Origin of the sequence: Euzebya sp. (assembly GCF_964222135.1) — a bacterium.
Classification (GTDB): Bacteria; Actinomycetota; Nitriliruptoria; order Euzebyales; family Euzebyaceae; genus Euzebya.
In genome coordinates, this window is record NZ_CAXQBR010000001.1 from 62928 (window position 1) to 81337 (window position 18410).

The window sequence follows — 18410 nt, forward strand, 5'->3', positions numbered from 1 at the left end:
CCATGACCTCAGCCGCCTTCGACGCCAGCACCGTCGGCTTCGTCGACGACCACGAGGAGGGCTGCCGCCGGTTGCGGGCCGACGAGCTCGAGCCGCTCGGGGTGATCAGCGACGCGAGCAACGGCACGATGCTGTGCCGGCTCGGGCCCGCCGAGCAGAACCTCTTCGCCATCTACAAGCCGGGGTCGCACGAGCGGCCGCTGTGGGACTTCCCCGGGCAGCTGTACCTGCGCGAGGTCGCCGCCTACGAGCTCAGCGAGTTCCTCGGCTGGGGGTTGGTCCCCCCGACGGTCGAGCGCGACGGCCCCCGCGGACCCGGCTCGCTGCAGCTGTTCGTCCCCCACGACCCGACCGAGCACTACTTCACCCTGATCGAATCCGACGACGGACGCTTCGACGTGCCGCTCGCGCAGATGGCGATGTTCGACATGGTGGTCAACAACACCGACCGGAAGGGTGGCCACGTCCTGCGGCACGCCCGCGACGATCGGATCTACGGCATCGACAACGGGCTGACGTTCCACGTCGAGCCGAAGCTGCGCACGGTGATCTGGGACCTCTCCCACGTCCCCTTCGCCGCCGCCTGGGCGGACGACCTGCAGCGCCTGCGGCGCTGCATCCGCGACGGGGAGCCCTTCGCCGAGCGGCTCGACGAGCTCCTCACGGCGAGCGAGGTCCGGGTCCTGGCCGCCCGCGCCGGACAGGTGGCGGGGATGGAAGCGATGCCGGACATCGACCCGGACCACCGCTGGTACCCCTGGCCACCCGTCTGACCGGGGCAGTTGCGGCGGCGCTCAGTCCTCCCGCGGTACGAGGCAGCCGCCGGCCAGGCGGCGCGGCCCGCCCTCGGGGGCGTCCTCCACACCGCACTCGCCGACGCTCATGTCCGCGCCGTCGTCGTCGAACGTCGCCACCTCCGCCACGACCGCCCCGGTGGGCAGGGGCGCGATCGCCCAGGCCGCCGGCAGGTCCCGGGCCTGTGTGGCGACCTCGACCTCGTCGCCGTCGGTGGTGGTGATCGTCACGGTCGCGGCCTCCGGTGGGGCGGCCACGATCACGTACGCGGGCGTGGCCTCGTCCGGCGCGTCGATCCCCCAGATGCCCCGCAGGACGTCGGGCTCGGCGCACGTCCGGAAGATGCTGCCGGCGGAGTCGATGACCTCGGCGCACACGCCGCCGGCGTCCCAGATCGCCTTCCCGACCTCGTCGCCCTCGGCGGTGAGCGGCACCTCGGTGCGGACCGACGGGGTGGGGAAGTCGACGGCCCCCTCGGTCAGCCCCAGCTGGTCCTGCAGGCGGGGGGACACCACCAGGATGAAGACCAGGAAGGTGACCAGGAACACCCCGGAGGCGACGACGAAGAAGGTGCCGTTCCGGCTCGGGGACTCGACGGCCAGCGGATCGCGGGGAGTGGGCTCGCTCACGCCCCCCATGATGCAGGGTCGGAGCGCCAGGGGCCGCATCGGGGGATGAGCCGCCGGGTAAGCTCCGCGGATCGGTTCAGCCCTTACTCCCGGGGGAGCGCATGGACTACGGCCACTACACGACCAGGACGATGGCCGAGACCGTCGGCCTGGCGAACGCCCTGGCGAACGCCGACGAGACGCCGGACGACGACGTCATCCGCGACCTGGTCAAGCGCTTCGAGGTCGGTGACGACCCGCTCGACATCGATGGGCTCAGCCACCTCGCCGGCAGGCTCCGGCAGGTCTTCACCGCCGAGGCGCTGGATGAGAAGGTCCGCGTCCTCAACGACCTGATCGCCCTGTACCAACCCCACCCGCACGTCGTCGACCACGACGGCCAGGGCTACCACATGCACTACGTGCCGCCGAGCGCCGGGCACCTCCGCTGCATCGGGGCGTCGATGACGATGGCGCTCGCCCTGGTCCTCTGCGACTACGGCGCCGACCGCCTCGGCGTCTGCCCGGCGTGTGACGACGTGTTCGTCGACACCACCCGCAACGGGCGGCAGCGGTTCTGCTCGCGGACCTGCGCCAACCGGGTCCACGTGGCCGCCCACCGCGCGAGGAGCAGCGGCGGCGACGAGGCCTGACCGGCAGGCGGCGGCCGGCGACGGCCCAGGACCTAGGATCGCCCGATGGAGCTCGTCACCGCCGAGGACGTCGCCGCCGCCCGGTCGCGCATCGGCCGCCTGGCCCAGGTCACGCCGATGGAGGAGTCGCGCGCGGTCAGCGAGCTGGTCGGCCACCCGACGCTGCTGAAGTGCGAGCACCTGCAGCGCACCGGCTCGTTCAAGATCCGCGGGGCGACGAACTGCATCATCCAGCTCGAGGACGAGGAGAAGGCGGCCGGTGTCGTCTGCGCCTCCGCGGGCAACCACGCCCAGGGCGTGGCGCTGGCCGCGAGCCGCTTGGACGTGACCGCGACGGTGTTCATGCCCGTCGACGCGCCGCTGCCGAAGGTCGAGGCCACGCGCGGCTACGGGGCGGAGGTGGTCCTGCACGGCGCCGGGTTCGACGACGCCCTGGCGGCCGCGAAGGCCCACGCCGCAGAGGCCGGCGCGGCGTTCATCCCCCCCTTCGAGCACCGCGACATCATCGCCGGGCAGGGCACCGTCGGGCTCGAGGTGCTCGAGCAGGCCCCCGAGGTCCGGACGGTCGTGGTCCCGATCGGCGGTGGCGGCCTGATCAGCGGCATGGCCGCGGCGATCAGGGGGAGCCGCCCCGAGGTCAGGATCATCGGGGTCGAGGCCGCGGGGGCGGCCAGCGCGGTGGCGTCGCTCGCAGCCGGACACCCGGTCACCCTCGACGAGACCACGACGTTCGCCGACGGGATCGCGGTCAAGCGCCCGGGTGAGCTGACGCTCGCGCACATGGCTGCGCTGGTGGAGGACGTGGTGACGGTGTCGGACGAGGCGATCGCCCGCGCCGTCCTGCTGCTGGTCGAGCGGGCCAAGCAGGTCGTGGAACCCTCGGGCGCCGCTGCGCTGGCGGCGTTGCTCGAGGGAGCGGTCGAGGTGGACGGCCCGACCGTCGCCGTGCTGTCCGGCGGGAACGTCGACCCGCTCCTGCTCAACCGGATCATCCAGTCCGGCCTGTACGAGGAGGGGCGCTACCTCGTGGTCACCACCCGGATGGTGGACCGGCCCGGTGCCCTCGCCACCCTCCTCGGGATCGTCGCAGACGCGAAGGCGAACGTGATCGCCGTCGAGCACCACCGCCTCAACACGCGGTTGGGGGTGCTCGAGGTGGAGGTCGTCCTCGAGCTCGAGACCCGCGGCCCCTCGCACATCACCCACCTCGTCGAGGTCCTCGAGGACGCCGGGTACCCCGTCGACGCCGAGCTGCCGCCGGTGGCGGTCTGACCCGGGCAGGGCGGGGAGGTGTGGGGCGGCCGGTGATCGGCGTGGCGTCGTGGGTCCTGACCGCGCTCGTCGTCCTCGGCGTCGCCGTCCGGCTGGGCGGCTGGGACCGCGGGCGGGTGCTCGTGCAGGGGATGGCCTTCTACCCCTACGCCCTCGGTGCGGCCGCGGTCCTCGCCGTCATGGTCTGGCTGGTGCGGCAGCCACGTCCGGCGGCGGTGCTGACCGTCGCCGTGGTGGTGGGGGTGCTGCCGCTCGTGCCGCGGCTGGTGGCTGGCGACGGGGCCGGCGCCGCGACGGGTGGTGGGGCGGCGGTGCGGGTGGGCACCCTCAACCTGCTGTACGGGCGAGCCGATCCCGTCGAGGTTCGCGGGATCGCCACGGGGGTCGACGTCCTCGCCCTGCAGGAGCTGACCCCCGAGGCGCTCGACGCCCTCGAGGATGTGGGGCTGGGCGACGTCCTCCCGCACCGCGCGGTGGACCTGCGCGACGGACCCGGCGGGACCGGGGTGTGGTCGCGGTACCCCCTCGACGCACGCGAGGCGGTGCCCAGCCGGTACGCCACCGTCCACGTGGCGGTGGACCACCCGCTGGCTGCCGACCCGGTCGAAGTGGTCGCCGTCCACGTCGTCCCCCCGAGCGGTGGGGACGTCGGTGCCTGGCAGGAGGAGCTCGCCCGCCTGACCGCGCTCGACCGGGTCGACGTGCTGCTGGGCGACTTCAACGCCACGCTCGACCACGTGGCATTCCGCCGGCTCGTCGGCGCCGGCTACGTCGACGTGGGCGACGCCGCGGGGCGCGGGCCAACGCCCACTTGGCCGGCGGAGGGCTTCCGGCTGCCGGGCATCGCGATCGACCACGTCCTCGTCGACGGGGGGTGGCGCCCTGCGGGCATGCAGGTCGTCGACGTGCCCGGCACCGACCACCGCGCCCTGATCGCCGACGTGGTGCCCCCCGGCCAGGCGTAGGCTCCCGCCCATGGCGCACATCACGGCAGGCGGGATGCGGATCGCGGTGCGGGAGGAGGGGGAGGGACGGCCGGTCGTGCTGATCCACGGCAACAGCGCGTCGTCGGGCACCTGGGCCCGCCAGTTCGACAGCCCGCTGGTCGACCGCGCCCGGCTGATCGCCCTGGACCTGCCGGGCCACGGCGCGAGCGACCGAGCCGCAGATCCGGCCGACTACTCGATGCCCGGCTACGCGGCGGTCGTCGCCCAGGTCCTCGATGCCCTCGACGCGACCGGCGCGGTGCTGGTCGGCTGGTCCCTCGGCGGCCACATCGCCCTGGAGGCCGTCCCGCTCCGCGACGACCTGGCGGCGGTGGCGATCTTCGGGACCCCGCCGGTGGGGAAGCCGCCGGCGATGGATCAGGCCTTCCTGCCGAACCCGGCGATGGACGTCGGGTTCACCGCGGACGTCGACACCGCTGGCGCGGAGGCCTACGCCGCCTCGTTCCTCGCGCCGGGCTCGACGCTCGGCACCGAGCCGTTCACCGCCGACATCCTCGCGACGCACGGCGGCGCGCGGAGCGGGTTGATGGCGAGCATCGGCGAGGGCCGCTTCGCCGACGAGCTCGAGGTCGTGGCCGGGATGCGCATCCCCCTCGCCGTCCTCCACGGCGAGGGCGAGCAGCTCGTCAGCCTGGACTACCTCCGCGGGGTCGAGGCGCCGACGCTGTGGCGCGGGGAGGTCCAGGTCATCCCCGGCGCCGGCCACGCGCCGCACGCCGAGGCGCCGGAGGCCTTCAACGGCCTGCTCGGCGACCTCCTCGACGAGCTCTGATCTAGCGCCCCACCAGGTCGGCCATCTCCTCGATGAGGCGCGACACCTCGAAGTCCTTCGGCGTGTAGACCGCCGCCACCCCGGCCTCCCGCAGGGCCACGGCGTCCTCGGCGGGGATGATCCCCCCCACGACGACGGGGATGTCGGCGGCGTCCTCGGCCGCCAAACGCTCGAGCACCTCGGGGATCAGCTCGCCGTGGGACCCGGACAGGATCGACAGGCCGATCAGGTGGACGTCCTCGTCGACCGCCGCCCGCACGATCTGGGCGGGGGTCAGACGGATCCCCTCGTAGATGACCTCGAACCCGGCGTCGCGGGCGCGGACCGCGATCTGCTCCGCCCCGGAGGAGTGCCCGTCCAGACCGGGCTTGCCGACCAGCAGCCGCACCTTGCCACCGACCCGCTCCTCGGCCCGTCGAACCGCCTCCCGGGCGGCCTCGAGCGCCGCGGCCCGGTCACCGGCGGGGGAGTGGGCCGCCGCGGCGGTCACCCCGGTCGGGCCGCGGTAGGTGCCCCACTCCTCCCGGAGCGCCTCGGTCCACTCACCCGTGGTCACGCCGGCCTTCGCCGCGGCGATCGAGGCGGGCATCACGTTGTCGCCCTCGGCCACGGCGCGGCGCAGCTCGGCGAGGGCCGCGTCGACCGCGGCGGCGTCGCGCTCGGCGCGGAAGGCCTCCAGCCGCTCGACCTGCTCGGCCTCGCTGGCCGGGTCGACCTTCATGATCCCGCCGTCGCCGCCCGCCATCAGCGGGGACGGCTCGCTCTCGGTGAAGCGGTTGACCCCGACGACGACCTGCTCCCCGGACTCGACGCGGCGCATCCGCTCGGCGTTGGAGCGGACCAGCTCGGCCTTCATGTACTCGACCGCCTCGACCGAGCCGCCCATGTCGATGACCCGGCGGTACTCCTCACGGGCCGCGTCGGCGATCACGGTGGTCCGCGCCTCCATCACGTGGCTGCCGTCGAAGACGTCCTCGTGCTCGAGCAGGTCGGTCTCGTAGGCCAGGATCTGCTGCATCCGCAGGGCCAGCTGCTGGTCCCAGGGGCGGGGTAGCCCGAGCGCCTCGTTCCAGGCGGGCAGCTGCACCGCCCGGGCGCGGGCGCTCTTCGAGAGGGTGACCGCGAGCATCTCGAGGACGATGCGGGTGATGTTGTTCTCCGGCTGGGCCTCGGTCAGGCCGAGGGAGTTGACCTGCACGCCGTAGCGGAACCGCCGGTGCCTCGGGTCCTCGACGCCGTAGCGCTCGCGCCCGAGCTCGTCCCACAGCTGACCCATGGCGCGGAGCTTGGCGATCTCGTCGACGAAGCGGATGCCGGCGTTGACGAAGAAGCTGATGCGCCCGAACACCCGGGAGAACGTGTCGTCGTCCATCCCGGGACGACCCTTGATCTCGTCGAGGACCGCGGTGGCGGTCGCCATCGCGAAGGCGACCTCCTGCACGGGCGTCGCGCCGACCTCCTGCAGGTGGTAGCTGCAGATGTTGATCGGGTTCCAGCTCGGGACCTCGCGGACCGCGAACGTGATGACGTCACCGGTCAGGCGGAGGGACTCGGCCGGCCCGAACACGTAGGTCCCGCGGGACAGGTACTCCTTGATGATGTCGTTCTGGACCGTGCCCTTGAGGTCGGCGCGGTCGGCGCCCTGCTCCTCGGCGACCGCGATGTAGAGGGCGAGCAGCCACGCCGCGGTGGCGTTGATCGTCATCGACGTGTTCATCTCGTCGAGCGGGATGCCGTCGAAGAGGGTCCGCATGTCGTCGATCGAGCAGACCGGCACCCCGACCTTGCCGACCTCGCCGCGGGCGAGCACGTGGTCGGCGTCGTAGCCCGTCTGGGTCGGCAGGTCGAAGGCGACGGACAGCCCGGTCTGCCCCTTCGCCAGGTTCGACCGGTACAGCTCGTTCGACGCCTTCGCCGAGGAGTGCCCCGAGTAGGTCCGCATCAGCCACGGCCGGTCGCGCGCCGGGGCGCGGAGATCAGACTGCTCGCGATCGCTCATGTGGCGCAGTGTCCCACCCCGACGGGGGAGGGAACCAGTCGGGGCCGGTCGATCAGGCCGGCGGCGGGGAGGGGAGCCCGGAGCTCGACCCGTCGCCGGCGGACGACGCCCGCTCGAGCCTCGAGGACGATGCGTCCGCGAGCTCGCCGAGCCCGCCCTCGCCGATGCGGGACAGGATCGCCTTCAGGTCGATGCCGGTCAGGGACGAGCCGATGGCCAGGCCCTGCTCGAGGTTCTGGGCCACCGAGTTCACGATCGACGACGCCCCGTCGGTCGACACGACGGTCATGTTGCCGACCTTGCTGAGCGGCTCGCTCGCCGCCCGGACCAGGTCGGGGAGGATGTCGGCGACCAGCTCGATCACGGCCGCCTGGTTGTAGTGGGCGAACGCGTCGGCGTTCTTCTCACGGGCCTCGGCCTCGGCCTGGCCCTTCGCGAGGATCGCGGCGGCCTCTGCCTCACCCTCGCGCTGGACGGCGTCGGCGATGGCCTGGCGGCGCGCCTTCTCCGCCTGACCGCGCTTCTCACCCTCGATGGCCTCGGCCTCGGCGAGCGCGGAGCGCTTGGCCCGCTCGGCCTCACCGGACAGCCGCGCCTGCTCGGCGTCGGCCTGGGCGCGGGCGATCTGCGCGGCCTGCTCGGCCTCGGCCTCGCGGATCGCGGCGGACTTCCGGCCCTCGGCCTCCTGCTCGACCCGGTAGCGCTCGGCATCGGCGGGCTTGCGGACCTCGGTGTCGAGCTCGCGCTCCTTCAGCTGCGCACGCCGCTCTGCCACGCGCTCCTGGGCCTGGATGACGTCCTGGTCCTTCGCCGCCTGGGCGATCGGGCCGGCGGCGCGGGCCTCGGCCTCCGCCGCGTCGGTCTCCGCCTGGATCTCGGCCTTGCGCAGCGCGAGGGTGCGGTTGGCGACGGCGATCTGCTCCTCGGCGCGGATCCGCTCCTCCTCGGCGGCCTGGCGGGCCTTCGCCTCGGCGATCGCGGCCTCCATCTCGACGCGCGCGGCCTCGGGACGGCCCAGGTCGGCCAGGTACTGGCCCTCCGCGCGGATGTCCTGCAGCTGGAAGGTGTCGAGGGCGAGCCCCTGGTTGGTGAGGGACGTCTCGGCCTCCTCCGCCACCGCCGAGGCGAACGCCGCGCGGTCCTTGATGATCTCGTCGACGGTCAGCCGGCCGACGATGGCGCGGAGCGACCCGGCCAGCACCTCCTGGGTGAACGCCTCGATGCCCTGCTGCTGGTTGAGGAACCGCTGCGCGGCCGCCCGGATCGCGTCGTCGTTCCCGCCGACCTTCACGATCGCGACGCCCTCGAGGTCGACCTTGATGCCCTGGGCGCTGATGCCGCCGGTGATGCCCACCGGGATGCGCCGCGACGAGAGGTCGAGGATGTGCAGCTTCTGGACCACCGGCAGCACGAACGTCGAGGCGCCGATGATGACCCGCTGGCCGGACAGGTCGGTCGACACCTCGCCGGTCTCGGGGTTCCGGACGGGCGAGCCCCCCTTCCGGCCGGTGATGATGTAGGCCTGGTTCGGACCGGCCACCCGGTAGCGCGAGACCACCAGCAGCACGACCAGGACGAGCACGCCGATGAAGGCGCCTCCGCCGATGAGCAGGGGGTCCATCGCAGTCTTCTCCTTCTCCCTAGGGGAGGTCGATCTCGGCGGGGGTCACCACGACCGAGGTGGGGGACAGCACGTCGACGACCACGACCTCGGTGCCGACGTCAATCGTCTGGTCGGAGCGGGCGGACAGCTTGAGCGGGTGGCCGTGCCGGCTCACGCGCACCTCGCCGAGCCCGCCGGCGCGGATCGGCGTGATGACGCGACCCAGCGCGCCGCGGAGGTCCGCTGATGTCGGCGTCGCGTCGGTGCGCATGTTCATCAGGCCGCGCGACAGGGTCAAGGCGACCCCGCCCATCACCACGCCGGCGGCGCCGCCGCCGATCAGGGAGACCCCGAGCGCCATCCCGTTGCCGTCGAACAGCCAGGCGCCGAACCCGAACGCGGCCAGGAACCCGCCGATGACCTAGGTCGAGCAGAACCCCCCCGCGGCGTCCACCCCGATCGCGTCGAACACCCCGTCGAGGACCTCGCCACCGACCAGGCCGATGACCAGCAACGCGGTGCCCAGCACCCCCAACAGCAAGAACAGGGTCACGCCCTGGACCGTATCGCAGTTGCCGTCCCCCCGTGGGGTCCCCGAGGGGCCTCGGTAGGATCGCCGGCCATGGAACCCGTCTACACCCCGGTCATCGGCGCGGCGCTGTCGCTGTTCAGGGTGATGGGCTGGAAGGTGGAGGTCCGCGGCGCCGAGCACATCCCCGCCGACGGGCCGGCGGTGATCGCCAGCAACCACATCGGGTACCTGGACTTCATCTTCGTCGGCTACGGCGCGCGGGACGCCGGTCGGCTGGTGCGCTTCGCGGCGAAGAAGGAGGTGTTCGACCACCCCGTGAGCGGCCCCCTCATGCGCGGGATGAAGCACCTGCCCGTCGACCGCGACGGCGACCGGATGGCGGTGATGCGCGAGGCGCAACGTCGGCTGGGCCTGGGCCAGGTCATCGGCATGTTCCCCGAGGGCACGATCAGCCGGTCGTTCATGCCGTCGGGTGCGAAGACGGGCACGGCGCGGATGGCGATCGAGGCGGGCGTCCCGCTGATACCCGCTGCGGTGTGGGGCGACCACCGGATCATGACGAAGGGGCGCAAGCCGAACTGGCAGCGGGGCGTCCACATGATGGTCGGCTTCGGCCCCGCGGTCGAGTACGACGAGGGCGCGGACACGCGAGAGGTCACCCAACGGATGACCGAGGCGATCACCGACCTGGTCACCGAGCTCCAGCGCGACTACCCCCAGGTGCCCGCGGACGACGAGGACCGCTGGTGGCTGCCCGCCCACCTCGGCGGCACCGCCCCCACGCCGGAGGAGGCCGAGGCGATCGCCCGCGAGGAGCGCATCGCCCGACGACGTGCCCGCAAGGCCGCCCGCGAGGCAGAGGCGGCCACCGCCGGGGACCGCGACGGGACCGCAGCGGTGAGCGGCGATGACGCCGACCCGATCGAGCCGGACCCGGTGGACCCCGAGACGGGGGGCTGACGCCAGCCGCGGAGCGGTCCCCCGAGCGGACTCGGTTGATCTCGATCGGATGTGGGCGGGATCCACCAAGTGGGAGGGGATCCACGCACCCGACCCGCCGGGTCAGCCCGCCGTCACCTCCGACGCGACGATGACCGGGCCGATCTGGCAGAAGGTGGCGATCCCGTCGTCGATGCTGCCGTCCACGGTGATCTGGTCGCCGGCGCGGGCGATCACCTCGCCGTCCCCCGACGCGACCACGGCGTTGCCGCCGTCGACGGCCAGGTCGGCATCGGGGTCGGCGATCAGCTCGTAGCGCTGCCCGTCGACCTCGATGTAGGCGCAGCCGCCCTCGACCTCCGCCAACCCGAGCTCACCGGTCACGGGGAACGACACGTCACCCGCCACCTCCAGCCCCTCGGATGCCGACGGGCCCGGCGACCGCACCTCCGACGGCGTGGCAGCTGGCGGCGGGGTCGAGGGGATCGCCCCGCCGGACGGGGTCTCGGTGACCTGGTCGGCACCACCGCCGTCGGCGTCGGCGCAGGCGGTCAGCAACGCGGCCGAGCACAGCACGGCCAGGCACAGGGCGGCGAGACGGCGGGACGGTGCTGGTCGGCGGGACGATGCTGGTCGGCGGGCCATGGAGATCCTCCCAGGGGTCGGGTTGTGGTCGGTCAGACGCGGGACACGACATGATCGTTCCCGTGGAGGTGGTCCTGGCACGCACGGTCGACGAGGTCGACTCCTGGCTCGCGGACGCGGCCGGTTCGCCGTTCCTCGCCGTCGACACCGAGACGACCGGCTGGGACCCCTGGACCGACCGGATCCGGCTCGTCCAGGTCGCCGCCGACCCCTCCCGTCCCGTCCTGGTCCTCGACCCCACGGCCATCGACCCCGCCGCCCTCGCCCGCCCGCTGGCCGACGACGGTGTGCTGAAGGTGTTCCACCACGCCGCGTTCGACCTGCGGATGCTGTGGCAGGCCGGGCTGGAGGTGCAGCGCGTCGCCGACACCATGCTGGCCCAGCAGCTGCTCGACTGCGCCGCCCCCGAGCCCGTCGGCTCCTCCCTCGAGGCGATCGCCCGGCACCGGCTCGACCTCGAGCTCGACAAGTCCGTCCGCGAGACCTTCGTCCTCGGACCGGACCAGGACGGTCCCCTCACCGACGACCAGATCACCTATGCCGCCACCGACGCGCGGGCCACGTGGGACTGCTTCGCCCAGCAGGTCGGTGAGCTCCGCGAGACCGGCATGGTGGAGGTGGCGCGCTGCGAGTTCGCCGCGATCGCGCCGCTGGCGGCGATGCAGCTGCGCGGCCTCGGCGTCGACCCCGATGCGTGGCACGCGGTGCTCCGGCGGACCGAGGACGCCCTCGACGACCTCGAGTCGGCCGCGCAGGCCGCGTTGGTCACCGACACGTCGCCGCGGACCCTGTTCGGACCCGAGCCGGTCAACCTCGACTCCCCGGAGCAGGTGATCGCCGCCCTGGCCCGCGTCGGGGTCGCGGTCGACTCGACCCGGGAGACGGTGCTGGCCGACCACGCCGACCACCCCGCCGTCGCCGCCCTGTCGGCCTACCGCCAGGCCGCGAAGATCGTCCACGGCTGGGGAGGGGACTGGGTCGAGCGCGCCCGCCACCCCCGCACCGGCCGGGTGCACGCGAGCGTCCGCCAGATCGTCGGGACGGGCCGGATCGCCCACTCCGACCCCAACCTGACCCAGATCCCCGCCGACCCGGCGTACCGCCGGTGCTTCACCGCGGACCGGGGGAACGCGCTGGTCGTGGCCGACTACTCCCAGCAGGAGCTGCGGGTGCTGGCTGCCGTGTCCGGCGACGCCGCGCTGACCGCGGTCTTCGCCGAGGGGGCGGACCTGCACGCCCGCACGGCGTCGACGGTCTTCGGCGTCCCCGCCGACGCGGTCACCCCGGCCCAGCGGAAGGCGGCGAAGGCCCTGAACTTCGGGCTGATGTACGGCATGGGCGCACCCGGGTTCGCCCGTGCCACCGGCATGTCGCTCCCGGACGCCCGCCGGGCGATGGACGCCTACTTCGCAGGGTTCCCGCAGGTCGCCTCGTGGCTGCGGCGCACCGAGTCCCAGGCACGGCGAACCCACCGCGTCGCCACCCCGCTCGGGCGGGTCCGCTACCTGGCGACGGCGGGGACGCTGGCGCGCAACGCGCCGATCCAGGGGGCGGGCGCGGACATGACCAAGCTGGCCGTCGCCGCGGTCGACCGCGCGATCGCCGGTCGCTTCGGCGGCCAGCGGAGCGCGCCGGTCGGACTGGTCCTCACCGTCCACGACGAGCTGGTCATCGAGGTGCCGGCCGACGATGCCGACGAGGCCGCCGATCTGCTACGGCGCTGCATGGTCGACGCGGGGCAGCGCGTCCTCGGCGAGGTCCCCGCCGAGGTCGACGTCCGCATCGGCCGTTCCTGGGCCGGCTGAGCGCCCGGCTGGGGAGCTGGACGGCGCGCCCGCAGCCGCCGCCTCGCCCGCGCGGGCGCGCACGTGGTCGGCGAAGGAGTCCCCGTCGAGCCCCTCGGCGAACAGGAACCCCTGGCCGAGGGCGATGCCCAGCCCGCGGAGCGCCGCCACCTGCTCGTTGCGCTCGATGCCCTCGGCGACCACCTCGACCGCCAGCGCGTCGGCCATGGTCCGGACCGTGGCGGCGATCGCTCCGAGTGCGGTGTCGCCCCCAGCCAGGCCGGCGACCAGCTCCGGGTCGAGCTTGAGGACGTCGACGGGATGGCGTCGCAGCTGCTGGATCGACGTGATGCCGCTGCCGAAGCCGTCGATCGCGACCCGCACCCCCCGCTCGCGGAACGCGGCCAGCTGGGTCCGCGCCAGCTCGTCGGAGTCGAAGGTCCGCTCGTCCACCTCGACGCACAGCGCGTGCGCGGGCAACCCGAACGCGGCGAGGATCGCCGTGGCCCGCTCGGCGACGTCGCCCTCGAGCAGCTGTGAGGTGGAGAGGTTGAGGTGCAGCCGCAGGCCGGGGGGCAGGGCGGTGTCGGCGGCCCACGCGGCGGCCTGCTCGATCGCCTCGGCCAGCACCCAGCTGCCCAGCGGCCGCATCAGCCCGGTCTGCTCCGCGACGTCGAGGAACGCACTCGGCGGGATCAGGCCCCGCTGGGGGTGCCGCCAGCGCACCAGGGCCTCGGCGCCGACCACGCGTCGTGAGGTGAGGTCCATGATCGGCTGGTAGTGGAGGCGCAGTTGGTGCCCCTCGATGGCCGCCCGCAGGGCGTCGTGGGCCACCGCGGCCGCGGGTCGGTGCTGCTCGTCCGGCCCGAGCATCTCGACGCGGTTCTTGCCGCGCGCCTTCGCCCGGTACATCGCGTCGTCGGCCCGCGCGATCAGGCCCTTCACCGTGTCCTCCGGACCGGACAGCGCCACCCCGATGGAGAAGGACAGCCGGACCTGGCGCCCGCCCGCCTCCTCCAGGCGGACCGGGTCGTCGAGGGCGGCCCGCACCCGCTCGGCGAGGTTGAGGACGGCGGCCGGGTCCTCGACGTCGTGGGCCACGACCAGGAACTCGTCGCCGCCGAACCGGGCCGCGACGTCGCCGTCGCGGAGCAGGCTGCGGATCCGGCCGGCGACGACGTGGAGCAGCCGGTCCCCCGCCAGGTGCCCCAGGCTGTCGTTGACCTGCTTGAAGCGGTCGAGGTCGCAGAACAGCACGCCGACGGGACGTCCGTGCTCGGCGCTGCGGGCGAGGCCCTCGCGCAGGACCTCTTGGAGGTGGGCCCGGTTGGGCAGCCCGGTCAGGGCATCGGTGATGGCCTCGCGCGCCAGGCGCTGCTCGACGGCCTTCTGGTCCGACGCGTCGCGGGCGACGACGCTGAAGCGGTCGACGCGTCCGAGCGGGTCGCGGTGGGCGACCAGGACCAGGGAGACCGGCAGTGCCGAGCCGTCCTCGCGGTGCAGCTGGGCGTCACCCGACCAGGTCCCGCGGGTCGTGGCGTACGGCACCGCGGTCGCCCGCAGCGTCATCCAGCCCTCGACCCCGAACAGCGACGTGGCGTGGAGCTGGCGGACCGGACCGCGTCCCTGCACGCCGAGGGCCTCGCGCCCGGCGCGGTTCAGGAAGCGCAGGTCCCCCTCGGTCGACATGATCGCGACGACGTCGCTGGTCGACGCGACCACCGTGGCGAGCAGGGTCGTCTGCTGGCGGACCGACGCGTCGCTGCCCTCCACGATCGTGCCGATGACCGAGCCGGTGCCGTCCGCTGCGGGGCTGAGCGACAGGGCGTGGACGTGCTCCTGCCCGTTGGGATCGACGTGGCTGGTGCGGTGCCGCACCGTCGAGCCCACCGCCGGACCGGCGGCCGGCGGATCCAGGGCCAGGTCGAGGTGCCAGCGGGCACCGGGGGAGATCAGCTGCGCCGCCGCCGCGTTGGCCCAGGTCACCACGCCGTCGGCATCAGCGGTGAACAAGCCCACGTGCGTGTGCGCCGCCGCCGTGGCAGCGCTGGCGCTGGTCGCTCCCGTCCTTGGTACCGACTGGCTCACGAACACCCTCCAGGTGGTGATCCCCTCCTCGGCCAGTATCCCGTCACATCGCGCAGCGGCGTATGGCGACTACGGATGGTGTTCAGGTGGCCTGTTGGCACTAGTCGGTCGCGATCGCGGCCGCGCACCCCCGGGTAGGACCTCGGCATGACCTCCGACTCCGCACCCGACCCCTACCCCGACTTCGATCAGATGCCGATCGGCGGCACCTGGACCGACGGCGGCAGCGAGCACTCCGCCGCCGACGTGAACCCGTGGGACGGGTCGACCCTCACCGAGATCCGCCTGGCCGACGCCGAGGACGTGGATCGCGCCTACGCCCGTGCACGGGACGTCTCCCGCGACTGGGCCGCCACGCCGCCCGCGGTCCGGGCGGGGGTGTTCCGCGAGGCCGCCGCGGTGATGGAGCGGCGCAAGGTCGAGATCACCGGGTGGCTGTCGCGCGAGTCCGGCGGCACGCTCGCGAAGGCCGAGCTCGAGTGGGGGCTCGTGCGCGCGGTGATGCTCGAGGCGTCCGCGCTGCCCCACCACGTCGAGGGGCGGATCATGCCGACGGACATCCCCGGCAAGGAGAGTCGGGTGTACCGCCAGCCCGTCGGGGTCGTGGGCGTCATCAGCCCGTGGAACTTCCCCATGCAGCTGTCGAACCGCTCGGTCGCACCGGCGCTGGCGGTCGGCAACGCCGTCGTCCTCAAGCCCGCGGGTGACACGCCGGTCACCGGCGGCCTGCTGCTGGCGAGGATCCTCGAGGAGGCCGGGCTGCCACCTGGGCTGCTCAGCGTCGTCGTCGGGAAGGGCAGCGAGATCGGCGACCCGTTCGTGCAGCACCCGATCCCCCGGGTCATCTCGTTCACCGGGTCCACCCCGGTCGGCGAGGGCATCGCATCGAAGGCCGGCATCAAGCGGCTCGCCCTCGAGCTCGGCGGCAACGGCCCGATCGTGGTCCTCGACGACGCCGACGTGGAGCTGGGGGTCGAGGCGGCGGTCTTCGGCTCGTTCTTCCACCAGGGCCAGATCTGCATGCGGGCCAACCGGCTGGTCGTCGACGTCGCGGTCGCCGACGAGTTCACCGACCGCCTCGTCGACCGCGCGAAGGGCCTGGCCGTCGGCGACCCGACCGACCCGGACACCGACATCGGACCGGTCATCAACCGCTCCCAGCTCGAATCGATCACCGAGCTGGTCGGCCAGGCGGTGGACGGCGGTGCCGAGCAGCTCGTCGGCGGCGATCCGGTCGGACCCAACGGGCTCGGCCTGCCGCCGCACGTGCTGGTCGGGCCGAACGACTGCGCGACGGCCGCGAACGAGGTCTTCGGGCCGGTGATCACCATCGTGCGGACCGACGGGGAGGACGAGGCGCTGGCCGTCGCCAACGACACCGAGTACGGGCTGTCGAGCGCCGTGTTCACGGCCGACGTCGAGCGCGGTGTCCGCTTCGCCCGACGGGTCGACGCCGGCATGACGCACGTCAACGACGCGCCGGTGAACGACGACCCGAACACCGCCTTCGGTGGGGTCGGGGCGTCCGGGATCGGGCGCTTCGGGGGCCACTGGTCGATCGAGGAGTTCACCACCGACCACTGGATCACGGTGCAGCACGAGCCCCGCAGCTACCCGATCTAGGTCAGCAGCTCCGGCGGCTCCCACCCCTCCCCCAGCACGTGCCAGGCCGTGAACGCGAGCACGGTCTGGTACCACAGCCGCGCGTGCTGGGGCTTCAGCACCCAGTGGTTCTCGTCGGGGAACAGCAGGAAGCGGTGCGGCATGACCCCGTCGGCGCCCTGGTGCCGCTCGGCGAGCTCGGCCCACAGCCGCAGCGCGTCGCCGACGGGGACCCGGTAGTCCTTGTCGCCGTGGATGACCAGCATCGGCGTGGTGATCGCGTCGACGTGCAGGTGCGGGCTGTTGGCGGCGGCCATCTCCGGCGTGAGCTCGCGACGCCAGTAGTGGTAGGCATCGGTGGTGGGACCGAACTGGTCGAGGGCCCACAGGCTGGCGTGCGTGACGATCGCGTCGAAGCGGTCGGTGTGGCCCGCGATCCAGTTGGCCATGTAGCCGCCGAACGACCCGCCCATGCACGCGGTCCGCGAGGCGTCGACGTCGTCCCGCGCCTCCGCCGCGTCGGTCAGGGTCATCAGGTCGGTGTACGGCGGACCGCCCCACGCCCCCCACCCGCGCTCGACGAAGGCCGGTCCGTACCCCGTCGACAAGGCCGGGTCGGGCAGCAGCACCGCGTAGCCGCGGGCGACCATCAGCCAGGGGTTCCAGCGCCACGACCACGCGTTCCAGGAGTACAGCGGGCCGCCGTGCACCCACAGGAACAACGGCGCAGGCGTCGTGTCCGCGTCCGCGGGGAGGGCCAGCCACGCGCGCAGCGGCGTCCCGTCCTCCGCGGTCGCCTCGACCTCGGTCACCGTCCCCGGCACCGGCGGGGGAGGGGTGGGGCCGCGCAGGGCGGTCGGGTGCTGGTCGGTGCGGTCGGCTGCCAGGCGCACCACGGCGGGGGCGGAGTCGATCGCGCTGCGCACCGCGTAGAGGGCGGTGCCGTCGGGGCTCGCGCACACATCGGCGTAGGCGGCGTCGTCCGCGGTCAGGCGGGTGGTGGCCCCGGTCGCGACGTCGATGCGGAACACCGGTTCCCGCCCGCGCTCGTCGGCGGTGACCACCACCGCAGTGCCGTCCGGCGTCCAGGTGGGCGTGGACGGCGGGGCGCCGCCGGGTGACGGCAGGTCGGTGCGCCCGCCGGTGGCCAGGTCGATGACGACGAGGTGGAACGTCGGCGGCCGCTCCACGGTGGAGAGGGTCTCGACGACCGCGGCGACCCGCCGGCCGTCCGGCGAGACCGCGGGACCGAAGGCCTCCGCGTCGGGCTCGTCGAAGAGGGGACGGCGATCGCCGGTCGCGACATCGATCACCTGGAGGGTGAGGCGGCGGCCGCCGACGTCGGGGACCTGCCAGGTCGTGACCACGAGCCGACCGTCGGAGCTGACGTCCAGCTCGGCCTCGTCGAGCCCACGACCCGGTGTCGGGGTCAGGTCGCGGAGGTCCAGACGGGCGGGGTCGTCGCCCGGCACGGGGTGGGACGGCACCGTGTCGCCGGCGAGGATCCGGCCGGATGCCGGTCCGAGGTCGTGGTCCCAGTACCGCACCGGGTAGGAGTCGTGCAGCACCGCGTTGACCTTCCGGTCCGCGCGCTCCTTCCTACGGGCCTCGTCGTCGGCGGCGTCACCCGATCCGGGGAGGGTGGGGGACACGGCGACGACCGTCCCGCCCTCTCTGGCGACCAGGACCGCGTCGAACCCGCCGGGACGCGTGGCGACGATCCGCCCCTCCCCGCCGCCGGCCGGGAGGAGGTGCAGGGCAGCCGGACGGTCCTCGTCGGCGTCGGTCTCCGCCGGGTCGGGCCGCGCGGACAGGAACAGGAGGTCCCCCTCGGGCGTGAACGCCGGGGCGGACTCCCCCTTGATCGACGTCGTCAGCCGCCGCGCCGGCCGCTCGCCCGTCGGGTCCAGCTCCCACAGCGCCGTGGTGTAGGCGGTCCGCGCCGCGTCGAGCTCGGCGACCGTCGTCACGAGCCGGGTGCCGTCGGGTGACAGGACCAGGCCGTCCAGGCGCGGGATGGCGATGAAGTCGTCGAGGTCGGCGAAGGGGTGCGGCGGAGGGGGCGCGTCGGGCATGACCGGCATTCCTACCACCGGGTGCCCGCTCGTGCG

General features: G+C 73.6%; 16 protein-coding genes. 8 read left to right on the forward strand and 8 right to left on the reverse strand.

All coding sequences use genetic code 11. The annotated features are described in order from the left end of the window. Window positions 1-2 precede the first annotated feature (2 nt). The gene (locus ACEQ2X_RS00325) at window positions 3-773 is read left to right on the forward strand and encodes an SCO1664 family protein (protein WP_370323742.1); all 771 of its coding nucleotides are present in this window, start codon (window positions 3-5) and stop codon (window positions 771-773) included. A gap of 21 nt (window positions 774-794) precedes the next feature. Here the strand turns inward: ACEQ2X_RS00325 and ACEQ2X_RS00330 are convergent, their stop codons facing one another. Beyond that, a complete protein-coding gene (locus ACEQ2X_RS00330; protein ID WP_370323743.1) occupies window positions 795-1424 on the reverse strand; it encodes a hypothetical protein in 630 nt (209 codons plus the stop codon). A gap of 101 nt (window positions 1425-1525) precedes the next feature. Between ACEQ2X_RS00330 and ACEQ2X_RS00335 the strand changes: the two genes are divergently transcribed. Genes ACEQ2X_RS00335 through ACEQ2X_RS00350 form a run of 4 tightly spaced genes read left to right on the forward strand, consistent with a single transcriptional unit; the run spans window position 1526 to window position 5107 of the window. Next, window positions 1526-2056: a CGNR zinc finger domain-containing protein gene (locus ACEQ2X_RS00335; protein ID WP_370323744.1), complete on the forward strand. Its 531-nt coding sequence runs from the start codon at window positions 1526-1528 to the stop codon at window positions 2054-2056. Window positions 2057-2101: 45 nt separating this feature from the next. Further along, a complete protein-coding gene (gene ilvA, locus ACEQ2X_RS00340) occupies window positions 2102-3328 on the forward strand; it encodes a threonine ammonia-lyase (RefSeq protein ID WP_370323745.1) in 1227 nt (408 codons plus the stop codon). Window positions 3329-3360: 32 nt separating this feature from the next. After that, window positions 3361-4293: an endonuclease/exonuclease/phosphatase family protein gene (locus ACEQ2X_RS00345; RefSeq protein WP_370323746.1), complete on the forward strand. Its 933-nt coding sequence runs from the start codon at window positions 3361-3363 to the stop codon at window positions 4291-4293. A gap of 10 nt (window positions 4294-4303) precedes the next feature. Further along, window positions 4304-5107: an alpha/beta fold hydrolase gene (locus ACEQ2X_RS00350; RefSeq protein ID WP_370323747.1), complete on the forward strand. Its 804-nt coding sequence runs from the start codon at window positions 4304-4306 to the stop codon at window positions 5105-5107. A gap of 1 nt (window position 5108) precedes the next feature. Here ACEQ2X_RS00350 and ACEQ2X_RS00355 read toward each other — a convergent pair whose 3' ends face one another. The 4 genes from ACEQ2X_RS00355 to ACEQ2X_RS00370 are packed head-to-tail and all read right to left on the reverse strand — an operon-like array spanning window position 5109 to window position 9262. Further along, entirely contained in the window at window positions 5109-7106 is a 1998-nt protein-coding gene (locus tag ACEQ2X_RS00355; RefSeq protein WP_370323748.1) for a protein meaA, read from the reverse strand. 52 nt (window positions 7107-7158) lie between these two features. Next, entirely contained in the window at window positions 7159-8727 is a 1569-nt protein-coding gene (locus ACEQ2X_RS00360; protein WP_370323749.1) for a flotillin family protein, read from the reverse strand. 19 nt (window positions 8728-8746) lie between these two features. Then, window positions 8747-9070: a hypothetical protein gene (locus ACEQ2X_RS00365; protein ID WP_370323750.1), complete on the reverse strand. Its 324-nt coding sequence runs from the start codon at window positions 9068-9070 to the stop codon at window positions 8747-8749. Between the two features lie 60 nt (window positions 9071-9130). Then, the gene (locus ACEQ2X_RS00370; RefSeq protein ID WP_370323751.1) at window positions 9131-9262 is read right to left on the reverse strand and encodes a hypothetical protein; all 132 of its coding nucleotides are present in this window, start codon (window positions 9260-9262) and stop codon (window positions 9131-9133) included. A gap of 69 nt (window positions 9263-9331) precedes the next feature. On the opposite strand from ACEQ2X_RS00370, the gene ACEQ2X_RS00375 reads away from it, so the two are divergent. Next, window positions 9332-10201, forward strand: a complete 870-nt coding sequence (locus ACEQ2X_RS00375; protein ID WP_370323752.1) for a lysophospholipid acyltransferase family protein — start codon at window positions 9332-9334, stop codon at window positions 10199-10201. 102 nt (window positions 10202-10303) lie between these two features. Here the strand turns inward: ACEQ2X_RS00375 and ACEQ2X_RS00380 are convergent, their stop codons facing one another. Then, window positions 10304-10825 (reverse strand): hypothetical protein, encoded by a 522-nt coding sequence (locus tag ACEQ2X_RS00380; RefSeq protein ID WP_370323753.1) that lies wholly within the window; start codon window positions 10823-10825, stop codon window positions 10304-10306. Window positions 10826-10875: 50 nt separating this feature from the next. Here ACEQ2X_RS00380 and ACEQ2X_RS00385 point away from each other — a divergent pair, with 50 nt between their 5' ends. Further along, on the forward strand, window positions 10876-12630 hold the full coding sequence (locus ACEQ2X_RS00385) for a DNA polymerase (protein WP_370323754.1): 1755 nt from the start codon (window positions 10876-10878) through the stop codon (window positions 12628-12630). Here the strand turns inward: ACEQ2X_RS00385 and ACEQ2X_RS00390 are convergent. Continuing rightward, entirely contained in the window at window positions 12538-14622 is a 2085-nt protein-coding gene (locus ACEQ2X_RS00390; RefSeq protein WP_370323755.1) for a putative bifunctional diguanylate cyclase/phosphodiesterase, read from the reverse strand. The two genes, ACEQ2X_RS00385 and ACEQ2X_RS00390, sit on opposite strands and share 93 nt — an antisense overlap. 222 nt (window positions 14623-14844) lie before the next feature. Between ACEQ2X_RS00390 and ACEQ2X_RS00395 the strand changes: the two genes are divergently transcribed. Beyond that, complete coding sequence (locus ACEQ2X_RS00395) at window positions 14845-16320, forward strand: aldehyde dehydrogenase family protein (protein ID WP_370323756.1); 1476 nt, start codon at window positions 14845-14847, stop codon at window positions 16318-16320. On the opposite strand, the gene ACEQ2X_RS00400 is transcribed toward ACEQ2X_RS00395, so the two are convergent. Next, the gene (locus ACEQ2X_RS00400; RefSeq protein WP_370323758.1) at window positions 16317-18374 is read right to left on the reverse strand and encodes a prolyl oligopeptidase family serine peptidase; all 2058 of its coding nucleotides are present in this window, start codon (window positions 18372-18374) and stop codon (window positions 16317-16319) included. The two genes, ACEQ2X_RS00395 and ACEQ2X_RS00400, sit on opposite strands and share 4 nt — an antisense overlap. Between the last annotated feature and the right edge of the window lie 36 nt (window positions 18375-18410).

Bases quoted from the DNA above. Each gene is read 5' to 3' on its own strand.
- ACEQ2X_RS00325 (WP_370323742.1), top strand. From the start codon at position 3: ATGACCTCAGCCGCCTTCGACGCCAGCACCGTCGGCTTCGTCGACGAC.
- ACEQ2X_RS00335 (WP_370323744.1), top strand. From the start codon at position 1,526: ATGGACTACGGCCACTACACGACCAGGACGATGGCCGAGACCGTCGGC.
- ilvA (WP_370323745.1), top strand. From the start codon at position 2,102: ATGGAGCTCGTCACCGCCGAGGACGTCGCCGCCGCCCGGTCGCGCATC.
- ACEQ2X_RS00350 (WP_370323747.1), top strand. From the start codon at position 4,304: ATGGCGCACATCACGGCAGGCGGGATGCGGATCGCGGTGCGGGAGGAG.
- ACEQ2X_RS00355 (WP_370323748.1), bottom strand. From the start codon at position 7,106: ATGAGCGATCGCGAGCAGTCTGATCTCCGCGCCCCGGCGCGCGACCGG.
- ACEQ2X_RS00360 (WP_370323749.1), bottom strand. From the start codon at position 8,727: ATGGACCCCCTGCTCATCGGCGGAGGCGCCTTCATCGGCGTGCTCGTC.
- ACEQ2X_RS00365 (WP_370323750.1), bottom strand. From the start codon at position 9,070: ATGGCGCTCGGGGTCTCCCTGATCGGCGGCGGCGCCGCCGGCGTGGTG.
- ACEQ2X_RS00375 (WP_370323752.1), top strand. From the start codon at position 9,332: ATGGAACCCGTCTACACCCCGGTCATCGGCGCGGCGCTGTCGCTGTTC.
- ACEQ2X_RS00380 (WP_370323753.1), bottom strand. From the start codon at position 10,825: ATGGCCCGCCGACCAGCATCGTCCCGCCGACCAGCACCGTCCCGCCGT.
- ACEQ2X_RS00385 (WP_370323754.1), top strand. From the start codon at position 10,876: ATGATCGTTCCCGTGGAGGTGGTCCTGGCACGCACGGTCGACGAGGTC.
- ACEQ2X_RS00395 (WP_370323756.1), top strand. From the start codon at position 14,845: ATGACCTCCGACTCCGCACCCGACCCCTACCCCGACTTCGATCAGATG.
- ACEQ2X_RS00400 (WP_370323758.1), bottom strand. From the start codon at position 18,374: ATGCCCGACGCGCCCCCTCCGCCGCACCCCTTCGCCGACCTCGACGAC.